This is a genomic window from Paraburkholderia sp., from assembly GCF_036488505.1.
In the GTDB taxonomy this organism is placed as follows: Bacteria; Pseudomonadota; Gammaproteobacteria; order Burkholderiales; family Burkholderiaceae; genus Paraburkholderia.
In genome coordinates, this window is sequence record NZ_DASXHN010000195.1 from 1 (window position 1) to 19,490 (window position 19,490).

Genomic DNA, 19,490 nt, shown 5'->3' on the forward strand with positions numbered 1-19,490 from the left:
GCGGACTCGGCACCATATGCACGACGCTGCCGTCGAGCTGGTAATAGTCGACGTTCACGTACGAGTCGAAGCTGGGCGTGCGCAGGTCGACGACGAGTGAATCGCCGTCGGTCAGCAAGCCGCTCGGCGGCCGCACATGCAGCGATGCGGCGCGCCCCGTCTGCCAGTTGCGCACCCAGTACGGCGCCAGCGTCTTTACGGCATCGCACTTGTCGTCGGCAAGCGGCTGCACGTCGAGCGCAACCGTATCGACGCCCGGTACCGCAGCCAACGTGTCCCTCAGATGCGCCGCGCCGTAACGCTGCGACACGAAACCCCGCACCGAGAGCGCGTGATCCTGCACGGTGGCGGAAAGCGCCGAGCATGGCACGTGAGCCAGCACCGGCGTGATCGCGGCGAGCGTCAGCGCAAGTTTCGGCGCGGCCGGCGGCGCCGCGGGCGCGCTCGCGGGCGCACTGCTGATCGTCGCGGCGGGCCCGTTGGCCGTGGCGGCAGGAGCTTGCGGTGGCGGCGAAGCCAGCGGCGGCACCATTGCCGAAGCGCCCCCCGCGCGATCCACCTGATCGGCCGGCGTCGGCGACTGCGCCGCGTCGCTGCGCACCTCGTTCTGACGGCTCGGTCCCGAGCGCAGCGCAAACACGCCGACCGCCGCCGCGCACACCACCGCCAAACACGCGAGCCCGGCTTTCGCGAGCGTGCCGGACTTTTCCGCGCGTGCTTCATTGTCGAACTCGGCGATAAAACGGGTGACACTCGGCATGCGCGTATTGCGATCGAACGACAACGCTGCGCGCAGCGCCCGCCACTGCCTCGAATCGAGAGCAGGCGGACGCTGCGGCCTGAAATCGGCATTACGCGCCTGGGTCGCGGACAGACGATCGAACGGATGATGGCCAGTCAGCAGCTCGTAGGTGATGCAGCCGAGCGCGTAGATATCGTCGCGCGGGTCCGGCTCGCGATGCTCGATCATTTCCGGGCTCGCATAGGCGGGGGTCAACGCGCCGAGGCTGCCGGGATCGAATACGGTCGCGTCTGACTCTTCTTCGGGGCGTTGGAATACACGGGCAATGCCGAAATCGATCACCTTGACTTCCGCATTGGTGGTCAGAAACACATTGGCCGGCTTGAAATCGCAATGGACGAAACCGCGTTCATGCGCATACGCGAGTGCCGCGCACATGCCGCGCACGATCGGCAGCGCGGCCCGCACCGGCATGCCCTGATAGCCCGGTGTGCGCAGCAACTGACTGAGCGGCTTGCCGCTCAGGTACTCCATCGTCAGATAGACGATGGGTCCGTCGCGGTCGAAGTCGTACACGGTGATGATGTTGCGATGCGCGAGCACTTGCGCCTTGCGCGCCTCGCGTTGCAATGCGACGAGCGAATTCGGATTGCCGCGAAACTGGACGTTCAGCACCTTGATCGCGAGATACGGCTTGCGATCCGATGCTTCGAGCTTGCGCAGATCGAGCGCCTTGTAGACGGTGCCCATGCCGCCGACGCCGAGGCATTCCTCGAGTACGAAGCGGTTGTTCAGCGTGTCGCCAATGCCTTTGATCGAATCGTGCGCGGCCGCGCCGGCGGAATTGCCGGAAGTGCTCGACGCCCCTGCAACGCCCGCACTACCCGCGCTCGCCGAGCGCTGCGGCGGGATGTCCACCGTTGTGTGAATGCTGGTTTCCTCGCCGCCCGCGGCCACGTTCGATACCCGCAACGACTCGATACGCTGCCGCACTTCCGCATAGAGATCCTCCGGCAACGGCGCCTGACGATGCACGGTGCCGAGCATCTCCAGCAGCTGCGTCGGCCCCAGTTGCTCGGCTCTCAACGCGCTGTCGAGTTGAGCGACGAACTCGTCACGCGACAGCGCGCCGCTCTGGAAGTCGTGGATCACACGCGCAAGGCTAGCCATTTGTGCGAAGCACCGCCGTTGCCGCTGGGCCATGTCGCATGCGACGGGAGCCACGCGGGTCGATAGAGAACCTGTCGTAACCAGTTACATGTGCCAATTCGATACTAGCCCCCGGTCTGAGCTTTCGCAAACCGGACAAACCAGACAGAACAGGAACGCGCCACCCCCCGCGATTGTTCCGCCGCAAGCCGGTGTCGTGGCTGAACCAACAGGCTTCATCGGGTTGTCGGAAGGCCGCCATCGCTCCCGGCCGGACATCGCGCGTCGACATCGGGGCGAGCTGCACCGGGGCAAGCGCGGAACCCTTGTACAGCGCGGCTTTCCGATCTTTATCAGGATCCTTGAATAAAACTGGCACAGCCTGTGCATTAGTGATGTCCGAGCAAACAAGTTGCTCACCACCACTCGCAACACTGCGAAAACCCTTTTCAGGAGACTCACCATGAAAACGCTGATGATCAAAGACCTCGCCGTCACCGAACAACTCGACAGCAAGGCAATGCGCGCGGTACGCGGCGGCTTCGGCCCGAGCCTGTACTACAACTTCAGCCCGGTCGTCGCCCCGAACAACAGCAAGAACGTCACCGCGACGCAACTGATCAGCAACGAACTGAACTTTCAGAACGCGAACGGCAACAACGTCGCGCTCGCCGCCGACATCACGTCGTCGTTCCATCCGACGGTCAAGTCGGACAACAACATCCGCATGTAATGGGTGCCGCGGCGAAGCACCCGCTGCCGCGGGCCGCTTCGCCGCACGCCGTTCGTGTCCGCTTCCCCTGCCTCTCTGGAGAAAAGCCATGTCATCCCTCATGATTCGCGACCTGCCCGGCGCCCGCGAACTCGACCGCCGGGCCATGTCCGCGCTGGCCGGCGGCACCGGCAGTAGCGTGCCCAGCTTGCCCTCGGGCGGCCTCGGCAGTCTTGCCGGTATCGCCAACATCAACGTCACGGTGAACCAGAATCTGGTTCAGCAGCAAAACGTGAACGTCGCCGCATTCAACGACGTTCACATCAACGGCGCGGGCGCCGTGCCGTTCAAGCTGAACGTCGATCCAGCGTTGTTCGCGACCAACTACGCCGCCGTGTGAGCGCATGCAGCAGTGCGGGAACGGGGGTTCCTCCCGTGCCGCGGCAATGTCATCACCACGCAAGCCGCAAACGGATTTTCTATACCTATACTGATAGTGCGCCGAGACCTCGAGATGCCGAATCACACACAGGCGCGGCGGCCGGAACCTGAACAGGTCCGGCCGCCCGTTTGCTTTTATGGAGCCGCCATGGCAAAGCTCATCATCAAAGATCTGACCCAGAGCGTCGAACTCGACCGTGAAGCGATGGCCGCGATCGTCGGCGGCGCACGCGTCGGTGTGCGCTCGAATATCGCCGCGCCGCTGGTGCCGGCCTCGACGCGAGTCGTCGACTATCCGCCGGGCTTCGCCAATGCGCATCAGCGGATCGGCGACGCCGCCCTGCAACGCAAACAGAAGCGCCGTTAGCACCGCCGCCGGACTCGAAGCTTCACCGCAGTTTTCATCGCAACCTTCATCGCAACGGCATGCGCGAGTCGCGCGTGCCGTTTTCGTTTGGACCGGCTTTTGCAGCTTTCGCCTGGCGCAAAACAGCTGGACGATCCCACCATTGGCACGCAATGCGTGAGGTGCGCGCGAACACTTTATGGACAGCGCGCCGCGGGTTTCCGCACGAGCCACAGACGCGAACACGGGCACCGTTGACTGAACGCGCGCCGCGGCCAGCGACTGATTTTCGCCGCCACATCCACGCGCGATGGCATGGACCTTGCAGAAATCGATGTGGGCGCCGCGCTCTGCTCGCCTTTTCACGTCAAGGAGAAATGCCATGAAAGCCACTGTGATCATCAAAGACCTGCCGCGTCGCGCGAGCGACGCACCCGACGCACAGACGTTGAGCGTCGAGCAGATGAAAACGCTGCGCGGCGGGCGCTCCGTCGTCGTCACCGTAGACGGCAACCGCACCGGCCACGTCGACGATTGGGACATCAATACCGCCATCTTCGAAGGCCGCATCGGCGGCACGTATTTATAGGACGCGCGACGTGTCCGCAATTCGAAAAACGGCGCACTGCATACGTCTTCCGCGTGCACAGCGTGCCGGTTCGGTTGCCTGAAGCCGCCCGATGCGGCGTACTACCAAAGGGTGAGCCGGCAGGCTCACCGCGTCAGGCATAAGGTTTGCTCCGTCCGGGTATCCCTGCGGCCTTGCGTGGCCGTGCCGGGAAGGCAGGTCCTCATCAACCAGGCGGGAGGTCATAACATGCTAGGAACTATTCTACTGATTGTGCTGATTCTGCTACTCATCGGTGCCTTTCCAGCGTGGCCACATAGCCGCTCGTGGGGCTACGGTCCTACCGGCGGCGTCGGCGTCATTGTCATCGTGGTGATCGTGCTGCTGATTGCCGGCGTGATCTAGCTCGGGCCAGTCACGCAACTCGAAACGAAACCCAGACGGGCCGCCGTGTACCGGCGCGCAGTTCGATGCGCCGGTACGCGGCGGCTTCGTCGTTTAAACCCAGTGCCCGCTTATTCGGTTGATTGGGCACACCGGAGCGTGTAATGGAAAAACTGCTCGCCAATCAGGTTGCGCTGATCACCGGCGCGAGTTCGGGAATCGGCTATGGCGTCGCGAAAGCACTCGCGAACGCGGGCGCGGCCGTCGCGCTGAACTACCATTCGCACGCGGAATCGGCGGAACGGCTCGCCAGTGAGATCGAGAACGCCGGCGGGTCCGCATTCGCAGTTCAGGCCGATGTTGCCGATCCCGACCAGGTTGCCAATATGTTCGACGCAAGCCGCGCGCGCTTCGGCGGCATCGACATCGTGATCGCGAATGCGGGCTTGCAGAAAGACAGTGCATTCGCGGAGATGACGCTCGACGATTGGAACCTGGTGCTATCGACCAATCTCACTGGCCAGTTTCTGACTTGCCAGGCCGCGGTCAAGGAATTCCGCCGGCGCGGCCAGACGCCTGCTTCAAAAGCACTCGGCAAGATCATTTGCATCAGTTCCGTTCACGAACTGATTCCATGGTCCGGGCACGTCAACTACGCGGCGTCCAAAGGTGGTATCCGGATGCTGATGCAATCGCTCGCGCAGGAAGTCGCGCCGGAGTGTATTCGCGTCAATTCGATTGCACCGGGTGCAATCCGCACGCCGATCAACAAGGACGCCTGGGACACGCAGGAAGCGCTCGACAAGCTGCTGCAACTGATTCCGTATGGCCGTGTCGGCGACGTCGACGACATCGGCAAAGCCGCCGTATGGCTGGCGTCGGACGAAAGCGACTATGTGGTGGGCACGACGCTATTCGTCGATGGCGGAATGACGCTGTACCCGGGTTTTGCGGGTAACGGCTAGTCGGCTAAGCGCGAGTTGTTCGTTCGGTCGCGGGGCCGTCGATCAATTGCTCGAACAGACTCGCGTCGCCCATTTGACCGCCTTTGAGCATGATCTCGATACCGTCGAGTTCCGCGCGATCGGAATGCAGACGGCACATCGTGACGCCGGCCGTGAGCGGTGCGAGATAGGACAGTCCCCATGCGTCGAGCGCACGCACCGCGATACTCGACGTATCACCGCCCGCAATGCCGATGCGGTGCAACCGCACTGCGTCGAGTACCTGTTGGAGCAGCGCCGCGCAAGCATGCGCGAGCCGGGATTGCGCAGTGCTGCCGTTACTCGAATCTGCGCTTGAATGCGCGCCACCTTCTTCAGTCGCTATTCGCCGCGCGGTGAATGCCAGTACATTGCGTCCATCGCGCAACGTCGCTGCAATCGCAGCGACGCGATCCGCCAGATACGCAGACGCCGTATCGCCGGTCATTCGCAGCGGGTCCAGTTCCACGCGCCAATATGAACGCGCGGCGCCAATCTGCGTCTCGGTCACTGGCGAAAGGCTGCCGGCCAGCACGAATACAGGACCGCGCGCACGAGTCAACGGCGCGGCCGCTTCATCGCGCGTCGACGATTTCAAACGGGTTTCGTATGCCGATGCGTATGCCTGCGCGACGCTGCTCGCGCCCACCGCAAGCAATGGCGCGGACCGCGCTGAGTAATGCGCGATGATCTTGCCGATCGCAGCCAAATGCGTGTCATCGAGTACATCGAACAGCAACGCGTCCGGCTTCGCATCGAGCTTTCGTTGCACGTCGGCCTGCAACGCGGCATCGCCCGTCGCGTAGCCGCGCCAGTCGATCGACTGCACATGCTCGACGCCCTGCCCGTGCAAATGCACGCGTAAATCCGCTTCGTTCATCGGCGTGACGGGATGACGGCTCATCGTCGGATGGCGGTCGATCCGGTAAATCCCATGTTGCCCATCGTCCGCGCCGGATGCCGCGAATAGCTCGCCGAACACGCAATAGCGGCGCAGATTCGGTTGCCCGCCGACAATCGCGACAAGTTCGCTGTCACAGTACTCGCGCAGCGTGCGAATCGCGACGCCGATACTGCCGGTGTGCGGCGCACTGTCGAACGTCGAACATACCTTGTAGTGCATCACACGCACGCCGAGCGCGGCGAACGCAGCGCCGACGCGCGCGAGTTCGTGCTGTTGCGTGGATGGCGCCATCGTGCGCGCGGCGCCTGCAACGCCGAGTGCATCGAGCCGGCCTAGCATCGCAAGACGCGCCGCATCAGGTGGCGCAAACAACAGCATCGTGCGCAGGCCTGCGCGCGCGAGATGCGCGAGCGTATCGGTCGCGCCGGTGAAGTCGTCGCCGTAGAACGCATAGGCTGGTCCTCGATAGGGCGCCTCTGCTGATTCAGGAAATTCGCGCGGTTCTGTCATCTTGTCGCGACCTCGAATCCCACTCACGTGCGAGCACCGAAAAACGTCAATGCGTGCCGCAGTTCCGGCGCGTTCTCCGCGTAGCTCGCGAGCGGTACGCCCGACTGCACCGCCACCCATGCCTGGCGCACGCTCGCGACGCCCGCGGCGGGGCCGTCCGGGTGCGCGAGAATGCCACCGCCGCACATGAATAGCAGATCGTTGGACCGCACTGCGTCGAATGTTGCTTGCGCGGTGCCGGCCCATTGCCCCGATGAAAACGCGGGCAACACCGTATCGTCACAGCCGTGCGTGAGCGGCGTCGCGCAATCGCGCGCGGACTCGATCACCTCTGCATCGCTCTGCGCGAACTTGCCCGCGAGACCATGCACATGCATATGGTCGACGCCGGCGAGCCGCCACAGCGTTTGATACGCGTGAAACGACATGCCGAGCGCAGGGTCGCGCGACATCATCCCGTAGCCGTTGCGATGCGCGTGCAGCACCAGCGGCGTCGCGCGGCGCAGCGTCTGAATCGCGGAGAAGCCGCACCAGTTGATGCTCGCCATCACGCAACTGCCGCCCTCCCGTTCGACCAGGTCCGCATGGCCGCGCATCGCATCTAGATCGTCGGTAATGTTGAACGCAACCATCACAGGCCGGCCGCTGCGTTCGCGATATGCGCGCACTTCGGACATCACGGCGCGCACGCGTTCGGCAAGCGGCGCATGCGCGGGATTCGCGCATACCTCGTCGTCCTTGATGAAATCGACACCGGCCTCGCATAAACCGCGCACGAGCGCCGCGGTCTCGGTCGCGCTCAGGCCCACGTTCGGCTTGATGATCGTGCCGATCATCGGCCGCCCGCTGACCTGCGTCAGCGCGCGCGTGCCAGCCACGCCATGACGCGGCAATTCGAACCGCGCGCGATACGCTGCCGGTAAGCGCAGCGACATCAGCCGCATACCGGTGACTTCGCCGAGGTCATACAGATTGCCGGCGACCGTCGCGGCGAGCGTCGGCAGATTGGCGCCGATATTGGCGAGCGGAAACGACAGCGTGACGCGCGCGCGCCGCCAAGGCCCCAGTGCGCGCTGGCGCATCAGCCACGCGCTCTGCAACGACGGCTGTCCGGCGGCCTCGAGTTCCTCGATATCCAGCACCGTCGCGCGGCTGCGCGCGCGCAGTGCGTCCGATTCGTTGGCGACCCGCACGAAGGTGCCGCTCGATTGCTCGCCGGCCATGATGTCCGCGACGCGCGCGGGATCGAGCGGCGTTTCGATCAGATAGTCGGCTTCGAGCGTGTCGCTATCGATCTGCCGCACTGCATGAGCGGTGCTCATAGCGTGCTCAGATCGGGAAAGGGCCGCACCGGCTCGCGGCCGTTCCAGTCCTGCGAGGCCGCATAGATCATGTCGAACAGCTTGCCCTTCGGCCCGGCGATTTCCGATAGCTCGATCACCGTGCCCGGATGATCTTCGGTATCGAAGTAGACGAAGCGGCCGTTGCGCCCCACCTCGCCGCTCATCGCAACCTTAAAGCCCTGTTGCTGCAGCCTCGCGAGGTCCGCATCGAACGACGTGGTCCAGTACGCGTTGTGCTGCAAACCGGTATGGCCAGCCACAAGGAAGTCGCGATACATCGACGGTGCATCGTTGCGCGTCTGGATTAGTTCGACCTGCAACGGTCCCGAGTTCGCGAGCGCGACCGAGTTGTGCACTTCATAACGTTCGCCACGGTACGTATAGTTTTCGATCGGCACGCGCTCGTTGTAAAACCACGGACCCACGCCGAGCACGCGGCTCCAGTAGTCCATCGCGGCTTCGATATCACGCACCACGTAGCCTGCCTGACGGATTTCGCCAAAGAAACGACTCATGAAACTCTCCCGTTGCTGCGGGTTTTTAAGGACGAGCGACACCCCGGCGCTGCGCGAACACAGCGCCCGAACGTCTACCAGATGAAGAACAGCCTAGAGAAATCCGATCGATATCCACGGTATCGCCGCGATCAGCAGCAAACCGAAGATCAGTGCGCCCATATAGCCGATGATCGGCCGAATCCCCGCATCCGGGTTGACCTTGCTGATCGCGCACGCCGAGTAGTAGCCGACGCCGAACGGCGGCGAAAACAGCCCGACCCCCATCGACAGAATCACGACGATTGCGTAATGCACCTCGTGAACGCCCGCGAGCCGTGCAATCGGAAACAGCAGCGGGCCAAACAGCACGATCGCGGGAATGCCTTCGAGCACGCTGCCGAGCATCACGAATACGACGATCGACACCGCGAGAAAGCCAAACGAGCCGCCCGGCATCGAGCTCATCAGTTGCGCGAGATCCTGCGAGAAGCCGGATTGCGTGAGCGCCCAGGCCATCGCGGTCGCGCAACCGATGATGAACAGGATCGCGCCCGACAGCGTCGCCGCATCGACGAGCATGCGGCCAAGCCGCCGCCATTCGAAGCGCCGGTAAATCAGCAGACCGACCACCATCGAATAGGCAATACCGATCGTCGACACTTCCGTCGCGGTCGCGACGCCTTCAACCACCGCCGCGCGGATCACGAACGGCAACGCAAGCGCGGGCAGCGACACGATAAACATCCGGCCGATCTGCCGGCGCGTAAAACGTTGTGCGCTGCTCAGATCTTCATTGCGATAACGCCACCACACGACGGTGCACAGGATCACCGCGAGCACCGCGGCCGGCAACATGCCAGCGGTAAATAGCGCGGAAATCGACAGGCCGGTCACCGAGCCGATCGTGATCAGCACGATGCTGGGCGGAATCGTCTCGCTCTGTGCGCCGGTCGTGGCGAGCAGCGCGACGAGATCGCCTTCGGACGCACCGCGCTTTTTCATCTCCGGGAACAGCACCGGCGCGATCGCGGCCATGTCCGCGACTTTCGAACCCGAGATGCCGGACACCAGATACATCGCGGCGATCAGCACGAACGACAATCCACCGCGCACATGGCCGACGAGGCTCGCGAGAAATTCGATCATCGCGCGCGCCATGCCGGTCATTTCGATCAACAGACCCAGGAAGACGAACAGCGGCACGGCGAGCAACACCAGATGCGACATGCCCTCGTCCATCCGGCCGACCATCACCTCGAGCGGCGTGTAGGTGGACAGGCCGAGATAGCCGAAGGTCGCGAGCGCGAACGAAAAGCCGATCGGCACGCCCGAGAAAATGCCGATCGCGACCACACCGACAAAGAAGATCACCAGATTGGCCTTGCCGAGCGTCTGAAACCACGGCCCCGCGAACACGGCCACCCCGCCGAGCAATACCGCGATGCCACAGGCGATCACCACGTCGCTCCAGCGGCTTACCTGCGCAACGCGAATCAGTCCGACCAGCAGCATCAGCACCGCGCCGATCGGCAATGCGAGCGCGCGCCACGCATTGCTGATCTGCAATGCCGGGGTGACGATCGCCGCTTCGCCCGACGCGTATTCATACGCCGGCGCGATCAGCAGCGCGAGCAACGCAATCGACGCGACGATCGCGAGCGTATCGACGAACGCGCGTGCCCGCGGCGATAAACGGCTGACGAGTGCGGTCATGCGCATATGTTCACCGCGCCGCAACGCGAGCACCGCGCCGAGCATCGCGAGCCATAAAAACAGAATGCCGGCCAGTTCATCCGACCATACGAGCGGCTGATGCAGCAAATAGCGGGACACGACGCCCGCGAGCATCACGACGATTTCGACCGCGAGCAGCACCGCCGCGCCCACTTCGACCAGTGCGATCAAGCCACGATCGACAGTACGCAGCCAGCGGCGCGGCAGGCTCGCAGCCTGCAACGATACGGCGGCTTCCACCGGATTCAATACGTGATTCGACATCCTGCTGTCTCCTTGCGGCCGCACGGCGCGCGTCGTCCGGCGCGCGCCGGAGCGCGGCGCCTTCACGCGAGCTTGCCGACCGATTGCTCGAGCAGATCCCACGCCTCGTTGCCGAAGCGGCCTTTCCATTCGCCGTAAAAGCCCGCCTGACGCAACGCCGTGCGAAACGTATCGGGCGACGGACGATTGATCGCGAGGCCCTTGCTTTGCAGATCGGCGACGGCGGCATCGTTCAGCTTGCGCACGTCTTCGCGCTGCTTGAGTCCAGCCTGATTGAATGCGTCGCTCGCAATACCTTGCAGGTCTTTCGGCAAACGCTGCCACGCACGCGGGTTCAATACGAACCAGTAGCCGTCCCACATATGATTGGTCAGCGAGCAGTACTTCTGGACTTCATACAGCTTCGCGACCTGCACGATCGGCAGCGGATTTTCCTGCGCGTCGACGATATGCGTCTGCAACGACGAATACACTTCGCTGAATTGCAGGCTCGTCGGCGCGGCGCCGAGTCCCTTGAACATATCGATGCTCAGCGGGCTCACCGGCACGCGGATCTTCAGCCCGCGCATGTTCTGCGCGTTGACGATCGGGCCGGTACTGGTGGTGGTCTGACGAAAGCCGTTGTCCCACATCTTCTCGAACGATTCGAGTCCGGCCTTTTGCATCGACGCGCGCACGTAGGCGCCGAGCTTGCCGTCCATCGCGCGCCACACCTGGTCGTAGTCGCCAAACGCAAAACCGACTGCATTGATCGCCACTGACGGCGCGAGCGTCGATACCACGAGCGCCGAAGGCGTAAACATTTCGATGCCGCCGCTGCGCACCTGCGCAAGCATGTCGGTATCGCCGCCCAGTTGGTTGTTAGGGAATATCCGGATCTCCATGCGCCCCTTGGACGCCTCGCGGACCTGATTCGCCGCCTCCTGTGAACGCACGTTCAGCGGATGCGTGAGCGGCAAATTGTTGCCGTACTTGAACACGAACTCCGGGCCGGATGCCGCGCGTACGATCGCTGGAAAGCCCAGCGCGCCGGCCACCGGCACCGCTGCCGCGGCACGCAGCAGACTGCGTCTCGCGAGGTTTGTCATGAGCGTCTCCTTGCTTATAATTGATGTGACTGTCGAATCCATCAAAATCCATCATCACCCGCTGCAACGCTCTGATTTCCGGTCATCAGCGTTGTGCCGCGGTCCGATAGCTGAAGACTAGGCGCGCGCGGCAATAGCTGTCAAACCGCCAATCTGATGTTTTTTGATGGACTTCATTCCGCCAGGGACACCCATGTCCGAACCGCTTCACGTTACCGCCCCCGCGCGCATTCCCGACATCGCGCGCATCGCAGGGGTTTCTACCGCGACAGTCGACCGCGTGCTCAATGGCCGCGAAGGCGTGCGTGCGGTCACCGCGCAACGGGTATTGCAGGCAGCGGCGCAACTCGGCTATCTGCTTACTGCCGAGGCGCCGGTGGTGTCGACTGCAAAGCCGATGCGCATAGCGTTTCTATTACCCGCAGGCACCAATCGCTATCTGCACATGCTCGGCGACTACATCGAGTTCGCGCACGAGCAATGGAGTGCGCTCGACATGAAATGCCGGGTTCACTACGTCGAGAGCTTCAACCCGAACGAACTCGCGGGTCGTCTATTGCATTACGGACAACGCGCGGATGGCGTCGTGTTCATGGCGCTCGAACATCCGGTCGTGCGCGACGCGGTCAACGCGCTCGCGGATCAGGGGGTACCGGCCATTACGCTGATTTCCGATCTGTCGAATGCGCGGCGGCTCGCGTATGTCGGTATCGACAATCGCGCGGCGGGTCGAACCGCGGCGCTGTTGTTGGGTCGCTTCATGGGACCGCGGCCCAGCGGAAAGATCGCGATGCTCGCGGGCAGCCTCAACTATCGCGGCCACGAGGAACGCGAAATCGGCTTTTTACATCTGATCGAATCGACGTTTCCACAGGTGCGTGTGATCGGGTTGCGCGAAGGGCACGACGATAGCGAGCGCAACTACATGCAGACGCGCAAGCTGCTGGAGGAACACCCGGACCTCGCCGGCATTTATAACAGCGGCGGCGGTTCGGACGGGGTTGCGCGCGCGATCGTCGAAGCACGTTCCGAACAGAAGATCCTGTTTGTCGGACATGGCCTCACGCCCGATACGCGCGCGTTGCTGATCGATGGAACGATGGACGCATTGATTACGCAGACGCCTCAGGCGATGGTCGGCAACTGTCTGCGGATTTTCCGCAATGTACGCGAGAAGCGCGACGCGCTGAGCAATGTAAAGCCTGTGCAGTTCAGCATCGTGTTGCGCGAGAATCTGCCGTAATTGCGAAGCGGCGGCGAGTTCATATGAGGTAACGCGTGGCGGTTGCACCGTGTTCTGCTCAAGCCGGGATCCACTCGGTTGTGGGCTCAGGCACGCAGCGTGCTGAATTCCGTACGTATTCAAACTCGATACGAAAGGAGGTCACATCATGCCTTATCTACTCGGCTGGCTGCTTGGTGTTCCGTTGATCGTACTCGTTATCCTGTACCTCATTTTCCATTGATAGCTTGCGGTACAGGTAAGAGTGTGACAGTGGTCTTTCAGGGGCGGCGGTAAGCGGCCGATTCTTGGTCAGCGTATCGCCGCCCGACGTTTTTCCTCGCCCAGCATTCGCGTATGCACCGACATGCGTTCACGCCCGGCGGGTGCGCATCCGGCGCGGGTAACACCGGAATTCGCCCGAATGCCGCCTTCCGATGCGAGGGCGGCGAGATACCAAAGCGCAGCTTATGGCCGCAATGGACCGCCTGGCGCTGGGCCTGCGGCCCGGACGGTTATCCCGGGCATGAATGCATTGACAAAATATACCGGAAGCCCCACTGGACAGGCTTCTTAAAGGCGTCACGTTGCCATGTGATTTTGGAACGATCTACGCCTATAATTGGTTTTCCCGGAACGCCCTTCCAGACCCCGCGATGACCGCCCGAAACCGCCCGCTCGACAACCTCGATCGCAAGATCATGCGTCAATTGCAAAAGAACGCTCGCGTCAGTAACGCGGAACTGGCCGAACTGGTCGGCATGTCGACTACCGCGTGCTGGAATCGCACGCGTCAACTCGAGACCGAAGGCTATATCCGCGGCTATGTCGCGTTGCTCGATCAGCAGAAGCTCGGCTTCGCGGACATCGTGCTGCTCGAAGTCACGTTGGACCGGCACGACGACGATGCGCTCGCGCGCTTCGGCGCCGAACTTGCAACGCTTAGCGAAGTACTCGACGCGTATCTGGTGTCAGGCGACTACGACTATCTGGTCAAGGTTGCGGTGGACGGCACGGCAGGTTACGAGCGCTTCCTGCGCGAAAAGCTCTACAAGATCGCGGGCATTCGCCATAGCCGCTCGATGTTCGCGCTGCGCTGCATGAAGAGCATTCCGTCGATTGCGATTTGAAGAGGCGCACGCAGTCGCTCACTCGCCATTCCCGCGATCCGTTCTTGATCCCGTACAGCGGCTAGTGCGCGGCCCGCGTGTATCGGAAATTGCAATCATGCTGAAAGGACCGTTCGCGTCGATATGCGCGAACGCCCTGCACCCCACATCGCTCACGAATGCGCGTAGATCGCCCCGAGCCCGACCACGTTCGAGCCGCCATTCGCGTTCGCTTTTGCATCCGCGTTTGCATTTGCGTTTGCGTTTGCGTCATTCACGGCCGCATGGTCCATCGGTGCGCGCATGCCCGAAGCCGAGTGGCCTTTCGCGACGCCACCATATGCGCTAGCGGCGACGTCACCGCTTGCATCGATACGCGCCTGCGCGGCCTGGATGTTCTGCGGATATTGCGTGTTATCGCCCCCCGGGTTGTAGCCGGCCTTCTCCAACCGGACCAGTTCGGCGCGCACGTCGGAACGCGTGAGAGGATGCTGCGATTGAGATTGCGCGAACGAAGCGACGGGAGCAGCGGCAACGAGAGCGGCGACGAGCAGTGATTGAACGAGTTTCATCAGGATTCTCCGGTATCAAACATTCAGGGACCAAGGATCGAGCGAGACATGCAGCCGTCAACATAGACATGCAGTCATATCCCGCCTGATTCACGTAACGCTGCGAATCAACCTTGCGTGACGACATTTGAACCCGCCAACGTATCTCGAATGTTTTCGCAACCCCTCTGTTGTGCAAGCGTGTTTGTCTGCGTACGGGCCTGATACATGGCGATACAAATAACGCTTGCGCGCATTGGGCGTGGACGGATCCATTAAAAAACCCCAGCAGCCGGATTCGACTGCTGGGGTTACGGTTGGCGAAAGCAGGCGGGGCGCCGATACCTCGATCAAAGGCGCGTGACATCGAGGACCGCTTGCGCGAATGCCTTTGGGGCTTCTTGCGGCAAGTTGTGCCCGATGCCGCCACTGACGTTGCGATGCTGATACTTGCCAGTAAACTTCTTCGCGTATGCTGCCGGATCGGGATGGGCGGCGCCGTTCGCGTCACCTTCCATCGTGATGGTCGGCACCGCGATTGTCGGCGCGGTGGCCAGACGCTTTTCGAGTTCGTCGTATTGCGGCTCGCCCTGGGCCAGCCCGAGACGCCAACGGTAGTTGTGAATCACCACCGCGACATGGTCCGGGTTGTTGAACGATTCGTCGCTACGCTCGAACGTGGCGTCGTCGAAATTCCATTTCGGCGAGGCGGTATGCCAGATCAGCTTGTTGAAGTCATGCCGGTTCGCTTCGTAACCTGCGCGGCCGCGCTCCGTGGCGAAATAGAACTGGTACCACCAGGTCAGCTCGGCCTTCGGCGGCAACGGCGCGCGATTCGCTTCCTGACTGCCGATCAGATAACCGCTCACCGACACCATCGCCTTGCAGCGCTGCGGCCACAGCGCCGCGATGATGTTCACCGTGCGTGCGCCCCAATCGAAACCGCCCAGCACTGCGTTGTCGATTTTCAGCGCATCCATCAGGTTGATGATGTCGACCGCGACGACCGCCTGTTGACCGTTGCGCGGCGTATCCGCCGAAAGGAAACGCGTGCCGCCATAGCCACGCAGATAAGGAACGATCACGCGATAGCCTGCGGCGGTCAGCAGCGGCGTCACTTCGGCGAAGCTTTGAATGTCGTACGGCCAGCCGTGCAGCAGAATGACCACTGGCCCGTTTTGCGGACCCGCCTGCGCATAACTGATGTCGAGCGTGCCGGCCTTGATCGACCGAATGTTCTCGAACGATGCGACGCGCGTGCCCGCGTTCGCACTGCCGGCCGTCTCGGCCGATTGCGCGCGCGCGAGTCCGCTCAGTCCCAATTCGAGCAGGCCGATACCGGCGACGGTCGTGCCGAGCAAGCGACGGCGCCGGCTATTGATCTGTTCCGACATGGCTATTCTCCATAATCACGAGTTGCGCGAAACCGCGCGTAGCCGCACGCCACCACTGTGCGAACAGAATGGACACAACGGGTAATTGGATGAAACGGGCGAAGCACATATGAAAAACAGAACACTTCGACGGCACATGATCCGTTCACTGATTTATCGCCGTCGCATTGCTTGAGGTGCATAGTGACAGCGCGAGCCACCGACAGCAACAGCAACTAAGTTCACGTATCGTTGCCCTACGAGCAACGAACCAACCCGGGTCGACTAACGACATGCGAGAGATCAATCAGCAACGCCTGCGGTATTTCAACGAGGTGCTCACGCACGGCACCATTCGCGGCGCCGCCGAAAGCATCAACACGTCGCCATCGGTGATTACACGGCAGATCAAGCTGCTCGAGGACGAACTCGGCGCAGCACTATTCGAGCGGCAGGCGCGCGGGGTCAAACCGACCGAAGCGGCAGCCCATCTGCTGGAATTCTGGCGCGGTTACCGCGCGCAGCAGGAAAAGCTCGAAGATCAGCTACATGCGTTAAAAGGCCTTCAACGAGGACAAATCCGGCTCGCCGTGAGCGAAGGTTTCGTCGATACGTTGGTTGACGACGTGCTCGCACCTTTCTGCGCGCAGTATCCGGAACTCGAGATCGGCCTGGACATGCTCGCGGTGGATGCCATTCAGGAAGAAGTTGCGGAAAGCCGCGCGCATATCGGACTCGCGTACAATCCGCCGCCTCATCCACGTATCGAGCATCGCGCGAGTTCGCTTCAGCCGGTCGTCCTGCTGTTACGAAGCGATCATCCGCTCGCCCGGACAAAACGGCCCGCCACGCTCAACGATCTGCACGCTCATCCGCTCGCACTGATGCCGCCGGCATTTGGCATCGGCCACGTCGTCAGGATGGCCGAGCTGGCGGAGAACGTGGCGATTCGCGCGACGGTAACGACCAACTCGCTTAGCGCATTGAAGCGCTTCGTGATGGTCGACAACTTCATGACGCTGATCGGTGAGTTTGCCGCCTACCGCGAAATAGCAAGCGGCGAATTGACGACGGTGCCGATCGACCATCCGCTCTTTTCCGGCGCGCACGCGCGCGTGTTAGTGAAAACCGGGCGGCCGCTTGCACCGGGGCCGCTCGAATTGCTGCTCTGGATTCAGGACCGCATGCACATGTTCTCGGTGCCCAAAGCGAATGCCGGGCGAAAGCGCAAACGCTAACCGCCCACGCAGATCGAAAAGCCGCATCGGTAGTCACGCAGACAAGCGCGTAAGCCGAGTTGTATCGTTGTTGATCCAGTTGCAAAAGAATGCCCGTCTCAGCAATGCGGAACTGGCCGAACTGGTCGGCATGTCGACTACCGCGTGCTGGAATCGCACGCGTCAGCTCGAAAACGAAGGCTATATCCGGGGGTATGTCGCATTGCTCGATCAGCAGAAGCTCGGCTTTGCGGACATCGTGCTGCTCGAAGTCACATTAGACCGGCACGACGCCGATGCGCTCGCGCGCTTCGGCGCCGAACTCACAACGCCTAGCGAAGTACTCGACGCGTATCTGGTGTCGGGCGACCAATCCCACGAGGCGATGGCCGCAAGCAGCGCCGCTCATGCAATGCTCAGCAACAGCCACCTGCTGACACGAACTTTCATGTTGACCCTGCGCCATCTTTCACGCGACTGCTCGCGGGATTCGAACGGTGCGGAATAGCCTGCATATATGGGCATATGTTGTCCTAGTCCATCATCCAATGATGCTCGCCACAAAATCCTGTATCGATTCCACCATCCGTGAGAAAAGTCCACGATGACGGATAACGAAAAACACCAGCATGACAAAGACGGTGAGACACGTAACGAGCGTATCGGTTGAACTCCAACCCTTGTCCGGTGAGAGCAGCATGCTGACCATCCAGAACGACGCGAGCGCGCCGACTTCCGCGGCATCGATGCTTCCCAGCGCCATCACCTTGCCGGGATTCTCGGGCGGTGTGCCTTCGAGTGCCAGCATGCGCTCGGCCAGGTCCGGCTCGGGCGTGAGGATTACGCTGTCGAGCAGCGCCATACCCGAGCGGCTTTGCCGCTGCCAGCCGGTTATCTGGTGAAAGCGCCGCCGCGGGAGATAGCCGCGGCGTCAGTGCACTACGCCTGGCGGAATCATTCGACATCGCCTGGCGGCGCAGCAATAATCTCGGCAGCTGCGCGCCCAATCAATTTGCGATGTCGTTATGCCTGGAGTCCCGCGATGAAACCCCTGCTTGCCGGCCGATGCCTTTGCGGTGCTGTCCATTACTCGGTAGCGGACGAATTCCTCTATGCATTGAACTGTCACTGTTCCAACTGCCGGCGCGCGACCGGCTCGGCGTTCAAACCATTCGCGGGAATCGAGCGCGACAAACTGCGTATCGTTCAAGGCGAAGACAGCGTGTCGATTTTCGGCGACGAACGATCGTCGCACGATGTGCGCTGCAAGCGATGCGGCAGCCTCATGTACTCGGTGGTGCGTGACGGTGAATACGTTCACGTCACATTGGGAACGCTGACGGATACGCCTTCCATTCGTCCAACTGCGCATATTTTCGTGGGCTCGAAGGCGCCGTGGCATTGCATCACCGACCCATTGCCGCAATACGACGAATTCGAGTGAATTCGCGAAAGGCTCGCGATTTCGTACCATTGGCTTTGAGTGGCGTCACGCACTCAATGAACTGCTGCGCGATCTCCGACGCTCGACCTTATTGCGCAATTGACCGGCGACGAACGCACCGGCGATCAGCAACAAATAGAAGCTGACGAGATCATGACGCCATGCATTCAGCGTGAACTGATGCGCGACCAGTTTCGGATCGGGAGCCGCAAGCATCGCGCTCTTTGCCTCGACAGTTCGCATCATCCGGATAAAGCCCGCAGCGGATAACAATGGCAACAGCACAACGGCTGCCAACAGCAGTGGCTTGATACGACGCGCCCATCGAAAGTGACGCAATCGAAACCATAGTCCGAGGCATCCGTGTATCCATCCGGGCGCGAGCAGCGCAAGCTGCAAACCTTGAGTACCACTCGTTAGCAGTAGCACAACGACACGCTCGTAGTCAGGTTCGAAGCCATACAGCGAGGACGCGAGCCGGGTCGTCACCGCATGGCGGATAAGCAGCAGCGGCAGGCTGAGTCCTGCCCACAGCCGCACCCACTCGGCCAGAGGCAGTGTCCAGTGACGGCGCGCGTAGATCGTGCGCAAAGCCAGCGCAAAATGAAGCGTGGCCGCACCATACAGCGCGACCGTTCCGGGCGGGCTACGCCACACCCATAGCGCTAAAACGAGCCCGCGTCCCGCCAGTTCGAGCGACCAGATTCCGAGCGCGTGATTGAGCAGATGGAGAAACAGATAACCCAGTAACACGACGCCGGAGCCCAGTTGTAACTGGCGCAGGCCGGTCTGCATCCGCACTGTCATGTGAGCGTCCGGCGTTTGCCTTGCCACGCGTGCGGTGCAGCGGCCCACTGCACAACCACCCATTCCGATACACGGGCCATATCGACGATCTCCATCTGATCA

Annotated in this window: 21 protein-coding genes; 11 read left to right on the top strand and 10 right to left on the bottom strand. The window is 62.0% G+C overall.

The genetic code is table 11. The annotated features are described in order from the left end of the window. Positions 1-1,912 (bottom strand): serine/threonine-protein kinase (locus VGH68_RS11330; RefSeq protein ID WP_331603713.1); only part of this gene is annotated, 1,912 nt, incomplete at its 3' end. Positions 1,913-2,354: 442 nt separating this feature from the next. Here VGH68_RS11330 and VGH68_RS11335 point away from each other — a divergent pair. From VGH68_RS11335 to VGH68_RS11360, 6 genes are all read left to right on the top strand, one after another. Beyond that, on the top strand, positions 2,355-2,624 hold the full coding sequence (locus VGH68_RS11335) for a hypothetical protein (RefSeq protein ID WP_331603714.1): 270 nt from the start codon (positions 2,355-2,357) through the stop codon (positions 2,622-2,624). Positions 2,625-2,712: 88 nt separating this feature from the next. Continuing rightward, positions 2,713-3,003 carry a hypothetical protein gene (locus VGH68_RS11340; RefSeq protein WP_331603715.1) on the top strand — a complete coding sequence of 97 codons (291 nt, stop codon included), beginning with the start codon at positions 2,713-2,715 and terminating at the stop codon, positions 3,001-3,003. 189 nt (positions 3,004-3,192) lie between these two features. Next, positions 3,193-3,411, top strand: coding sequence for a hypothetical protein (locus VGH68_RS11345; RefSeq protein WP_331603716.1), 219 nt, complete (start codon positions 3,193-3,195; stop codon positions 3,409-3,411). A gap of 361 nt (positions 3,412-3,772) precedes the next feature. Continuing rightward, on the top strand, positions 3,773-3,979 hold the full coding sequence (locus tag VGH68_RS11350; RefSeq protein ID WP_331603717.1) for a hypothetical protein: 207 nt from the start codon (positions 3,773-3,775) through the stop codon (positions 3,977-3,979). Between the two features lie 228 nt (positions 3,980-4,207). Then, on the top strand, positions 4,208-4,363 hold the full coding sequence (locus VGH68_RS11355) for a DUF3309 family protein (RefSeq protein WP_331603718.1): 156 nt from the start codon (positions 4,208-4,210) through the stop codon (positions 4,361-4,363). A gap of 143 nt (positions 4,364-4,506) precedes the next feature. After that, complete coding sequence (locus VGH68_RS11360) at positions 4,507-5,307, top strand: SDR family oxidoreductase (protein WP_331603719.1); 801 nt, start codon at positions 4,507-4,509, stop codon at positions 5,305-5,307. Between the two features lie 4 nt (positions 5,308-5,311). On the opposite strand, the gene VGH68_RS11365 is transcribed toward VGH68_RS11360, so the two are convergent. From VGH68_RS11365 to VGH68_RS11385, 5 genes are all read right to left on the bottom strand, one after another. Beyond that, the gene (locus VGH68_RS11365) at positions 5,312-6,739 is read right to left on the bottom strand and encodes a four-carbon acid sugar kinase family protein (protein WP_331603720.1); all 1,428 of its coding nucleotides are present in this window, start codon (positions 6,737-6,739) and stop codon (positions 5,312-5,314) included. Positions 6,740-6,762: 23 nt separating this feature from the next. Next, the gene (locus VGH68_RS11370; protein WP_331603721.1) at positions 6,763-8,061 is read right to left on the bottom strand and encodes a ribulose-bisphosphate carboxylase large subunit family protein; all 1,299 of its coding nucleotides are present in this window, start codon (positions 8,059-8,061) and stop codon (positions 6,763-6,765) included. Next, the gene (locus tag VGH68_RS11375) at positions 8,058-8,597 is read right to left on the bottom strand and encodes a VOC family protein (protein ID WP_331603722.1); all 540 of its coding nucleotides are present in this window, start codon (positions 8,595-8,597) and stop codon (positions 8,058-8,060) included. The genes VGH68_RS11370 and VGH68_RS11375 overlap by 4 nt, the downstream gene beginning before the upstream one ends. Before the next feature lie 93 nt (positions 8,598-8,690). Then, positions 8,691-10,577 carry a TRAP transporter large permease subunit gene (locus VGH68_RS11380; RefSeq protein ID WP_331603723.1) on the bottom strand — a complete coding sequence of 629 codons (1,887 nt, stop codon included), beginning with the start codon at positions 10,575-10,577 and terminating at the stop codon, positions 8,691-8,693. 62 nt (positions 10,578-10,639) lie between these two features. Next, entirely contained in the window at positions 10,640-11,665 is a 1,026-nt protein-coding gene (locus tag VGH68_RS11385) for a TRAP transporter substrate-binding protein (RefSeq protein WP_331603724.1), read from the bottom strand. A 193-nt stretch (positions 11,666-11,858) separates the two neighbouring features. Here VGH68_RS11385 and VGH68_RS11390 point away from each other — a divergent pair, with 193 nt between their 5' ends. Next, positions 11,859-12,908: a LacI family DNA-binding transcriptional regulator gene (locus VGH68_RS11390; RefSeq protein ID WP_331603725.1), complete on the top strand. Its 1,050-nt coding sequence runs from the start codon at positions 11,859-11,861 to the stop codon at positions 12,906-12,908. 635 nt (positions 12,909-13,543) lie between these two features. Then, positions 13,544-14,017 carry an Lrp/AsnC family transcriptional regulator gene (locus VGH68_RS11395; protein WP_331603726.1) on the top strand — a complete coding sequence of 158 codons (474 nt, stop codon included), beginning with the start codon at positions 13,544-13,546 and terminating at the stop codon, positions 14,015-14,017. Between the two features lie 152 nt (positions 14,018-14,169). On the opposite strand, the gene VGH68_RS11400 is transcribed toward VGH68_RS11395, so the two are convergent. Beyond that, entirely contained in the window at positions 14,170-14,568 is a 399-nt protein-coding gene (locus VGH68_RS11400; protein ID WP_331603727.1) for a DUF4148 domain-containing protein, read from the bottom strand. Positions 14,569-14,897: 329 nt separating this feature from the next. Next, on the bottom strand, positions 14,898-15,941 hold the full coding sequence (locus tag VGH68_RS11405) for an alpha/beta hydrolase (RefSeq protein WP_331603728.1): 1,044 nt from the start codon (positions 15,939-15,941) through the stop codon (positions 14,898-14,900). A gap of 272 nt (positions 15,942-16,213) precedes the next feature. Between VGH68_RS11405 and VGH68_RS11410 the strand changes: the two genes are divergently transcribed. Next, complete coding sequence (locus VGH68_RS11410) at positions 16,214-17,158, top strand: LysR family transcriptional regulator (RefSeq protein ID WP_331603729.1); 945 nt, start codon at positions 16,214-16,216, stop codon at positions 17,156-17,158. A 67-nt stretch (positions 17,159-17,225) separates the two neighbouring features. Further along, complete coding sequence (locus tag VGH68_RS11415) at positions 17,226-17,645, top strand: Lrp/AsnC family transcriptional regulator (protein WP_414696931.1); 420 nt, start codon at positions 17,226-17,228, stop codon at positions 17,643-17,645. Positions 17,646-17,678: 33 nt separating this feature from the next. On the opposite strand, the gene VGH68_RS11420 is transcribed toward VGH68_RS11415, so the two are convergent. Then, positions 17,679-17,999 carry a hypothetical protein gene (locus VGH68_RS11420; RefSeq protein ID WP_331603731.1) on the bottom strand — a complete coding sequence of 107 codons (321 nt, stop codon included), beginning with the start codon at positions 17,997-17,999 and terminating at the stop codon, positions 17,679-17,681. 180 nt (positions 18,000-18,179) lie between these two features. On the opposite strand from VGH68_RS11420, the gene VGH68_RS11425 reads away from it, so the two are divergent. Next, positions 18,180-18,581 carry a GFA family protein gene (locus VGH68_RS11425; RefSeq protein WP_331603741.1) on the top strand — a complete coding sequence of 134 codons (402 nt, stop codon included), beginning with the start codon at positions 18,180-18,182 and terminating at the stop codon, positions 18,579-18,581. 45 nt (positions 18,582-18,626) lie between these two features. On the opposite strand, the gene VGH68_RS11430 is transcribed toward VGH68_RS11425, so the two are convergent. Then, positions 18,627-19,388, bottom strand: a complete 762-nt coding sequence (locus VGH68_RS11430; RefSeq protein ID WP_331603732.1) for a hypothetical protein — start codon at positions 19,386-19,388, stop codon at positions 18,627-18,629. Positions 19,389-19,490: the final 102 nt, after the last annotated feature.

Bases quoted from the DNA above. Each gene is read 5' to 3' on its own strand.
- VGH68_RS11335 (WP_331603714.1), top strand. From the start codon at position 2,355: ATGAAAACGCTGATGATCAAAGACCTCGCCGTCACCGAACAACTCGAC.
- VGH68_RS11340 (WP_331603715.1), top strand. From the start codon at position 2,713: ATGTCATCCCTCATGATTCGCGACCTGCCCGGCGCCCGCGAACTCGAC.
- VGH68_RS11345 (WP_331603716.1), top strand. From the start codon at position 3,193: ATGGCAAAGCTCATCATCAAAGATCTGACCCAGAGCGTCGAACTCGAC.
- VGH68_RS11350 (WP_331603717.1), top strand. From the start codon at position 3,773: ATGAAAGCCACTGTGATCATCAAAGACCTGCCGCGTCGCGCGAGCGAC.
- VGH68_RS11355 (WP_331603718.1), top strand. From the start codon at position 4,208: ATGCTAGGAACTATTCTACTGATTGTGCTGATTCTGCTACTCATCGGT.
- VGH68_RS11360 (WP_331603719.1), top strand. From the start codon at position 4,507: ATGGAAAAACTGCTCGCCAATCAGGTTGCGCTGATCACCGGCGCGAGT.
- VGH68_RS11365 (WP_331603720.1), bottom strand. From the start codon at position 6,739: ATGACAGAACCGCGCGAATTTCCTGAATCAGCAGAGGCGCCCTATCGA.
- VGH68_RS11370 (WP_331603721.1), bottom strand. From the start codon at position 8,061: ATGAGCACCGCTCATGCAGTGCGGCAGATCGATAGCGACACGCTCGAA.
- VGH68_RS11375 (WP_331603722.1), bottom strand. From the start codon at position 8,597: ATGAGTCGTTTCTTTGGCGAAATCCGTCAGGCAGGCTACGTGGTGCGT.
- VGH68_RS11380 (WP_331603723.1), bottom strand. From the start codon at position 10,577: ATGTCGAATCACGTATTGAATCCGGTGGAAGCCGCCGTATCGTTGCAG.
- VGH68_RS11385 (WP_331603724.1), bottom strand. From the start codon at position 11,665: ATGACAAACCTCGCGAGACGCAGTCTGCTGCGTGCCGCGGCAGCGGTG.
- VGH68_RS11390 (WP_331603725.1), top strand. From the start codon at position 11,859: ATGTCCGAACCGCTTCACGTTACCGCCCCCGCGCGCATTCCCGACATC.
- VGH68_RS11395 (WP_331603726.1), top strand. From the start codon at position 13,544: ATGACCGCCCGAAACCGCCCGCTCGACAACCTCGATCGCAAGATCATG.
- VGH68_RS11400 (WP_331603727.1), bottom strand. From the start codon at position 14,568: ATGAAACTCGTTCAATCACTGCTCGTCGCCGCTCTCGTTGCCGCTGCT.
- VGH68_RS11405 (WP_331603728.1), bottom strand. From the start codon at position 15,941: ATGTCGGAACAGATCAATAGCCGGCGCCGTCGCTTGCTCGGCACGACC.
- VGH68_RS11410 (WP_331603729.1), top strand. From the start codon at position 16,214: ATGCGAGAGATCAATCAGCAACGCCTGCGGTATTTCAACGAGGTGCTC.
- VGH68_RS11420 (WP_331603731.1), bottom strand. From the start codon at position 17,999: ATGGCGCTGCTCGACAGCGTAATCCTCACGCCCGAGCCGGACCTGGCC.
- VGH68_RS11425 (WP_331603741.1), top strand. From the start codon at position 18,180: ATGAAACCCCTGCTTGCCGGCCGATGCCTTTGCGGTGCTGTCCATTAC.
- VGH68_RS11430 (WP_331603732.1), bottom strand. From the start codon at position 19,388: ATGACAGTGCGGATGCAGACCGGCCTGCGCCAGTTACAACTGGGCTCC.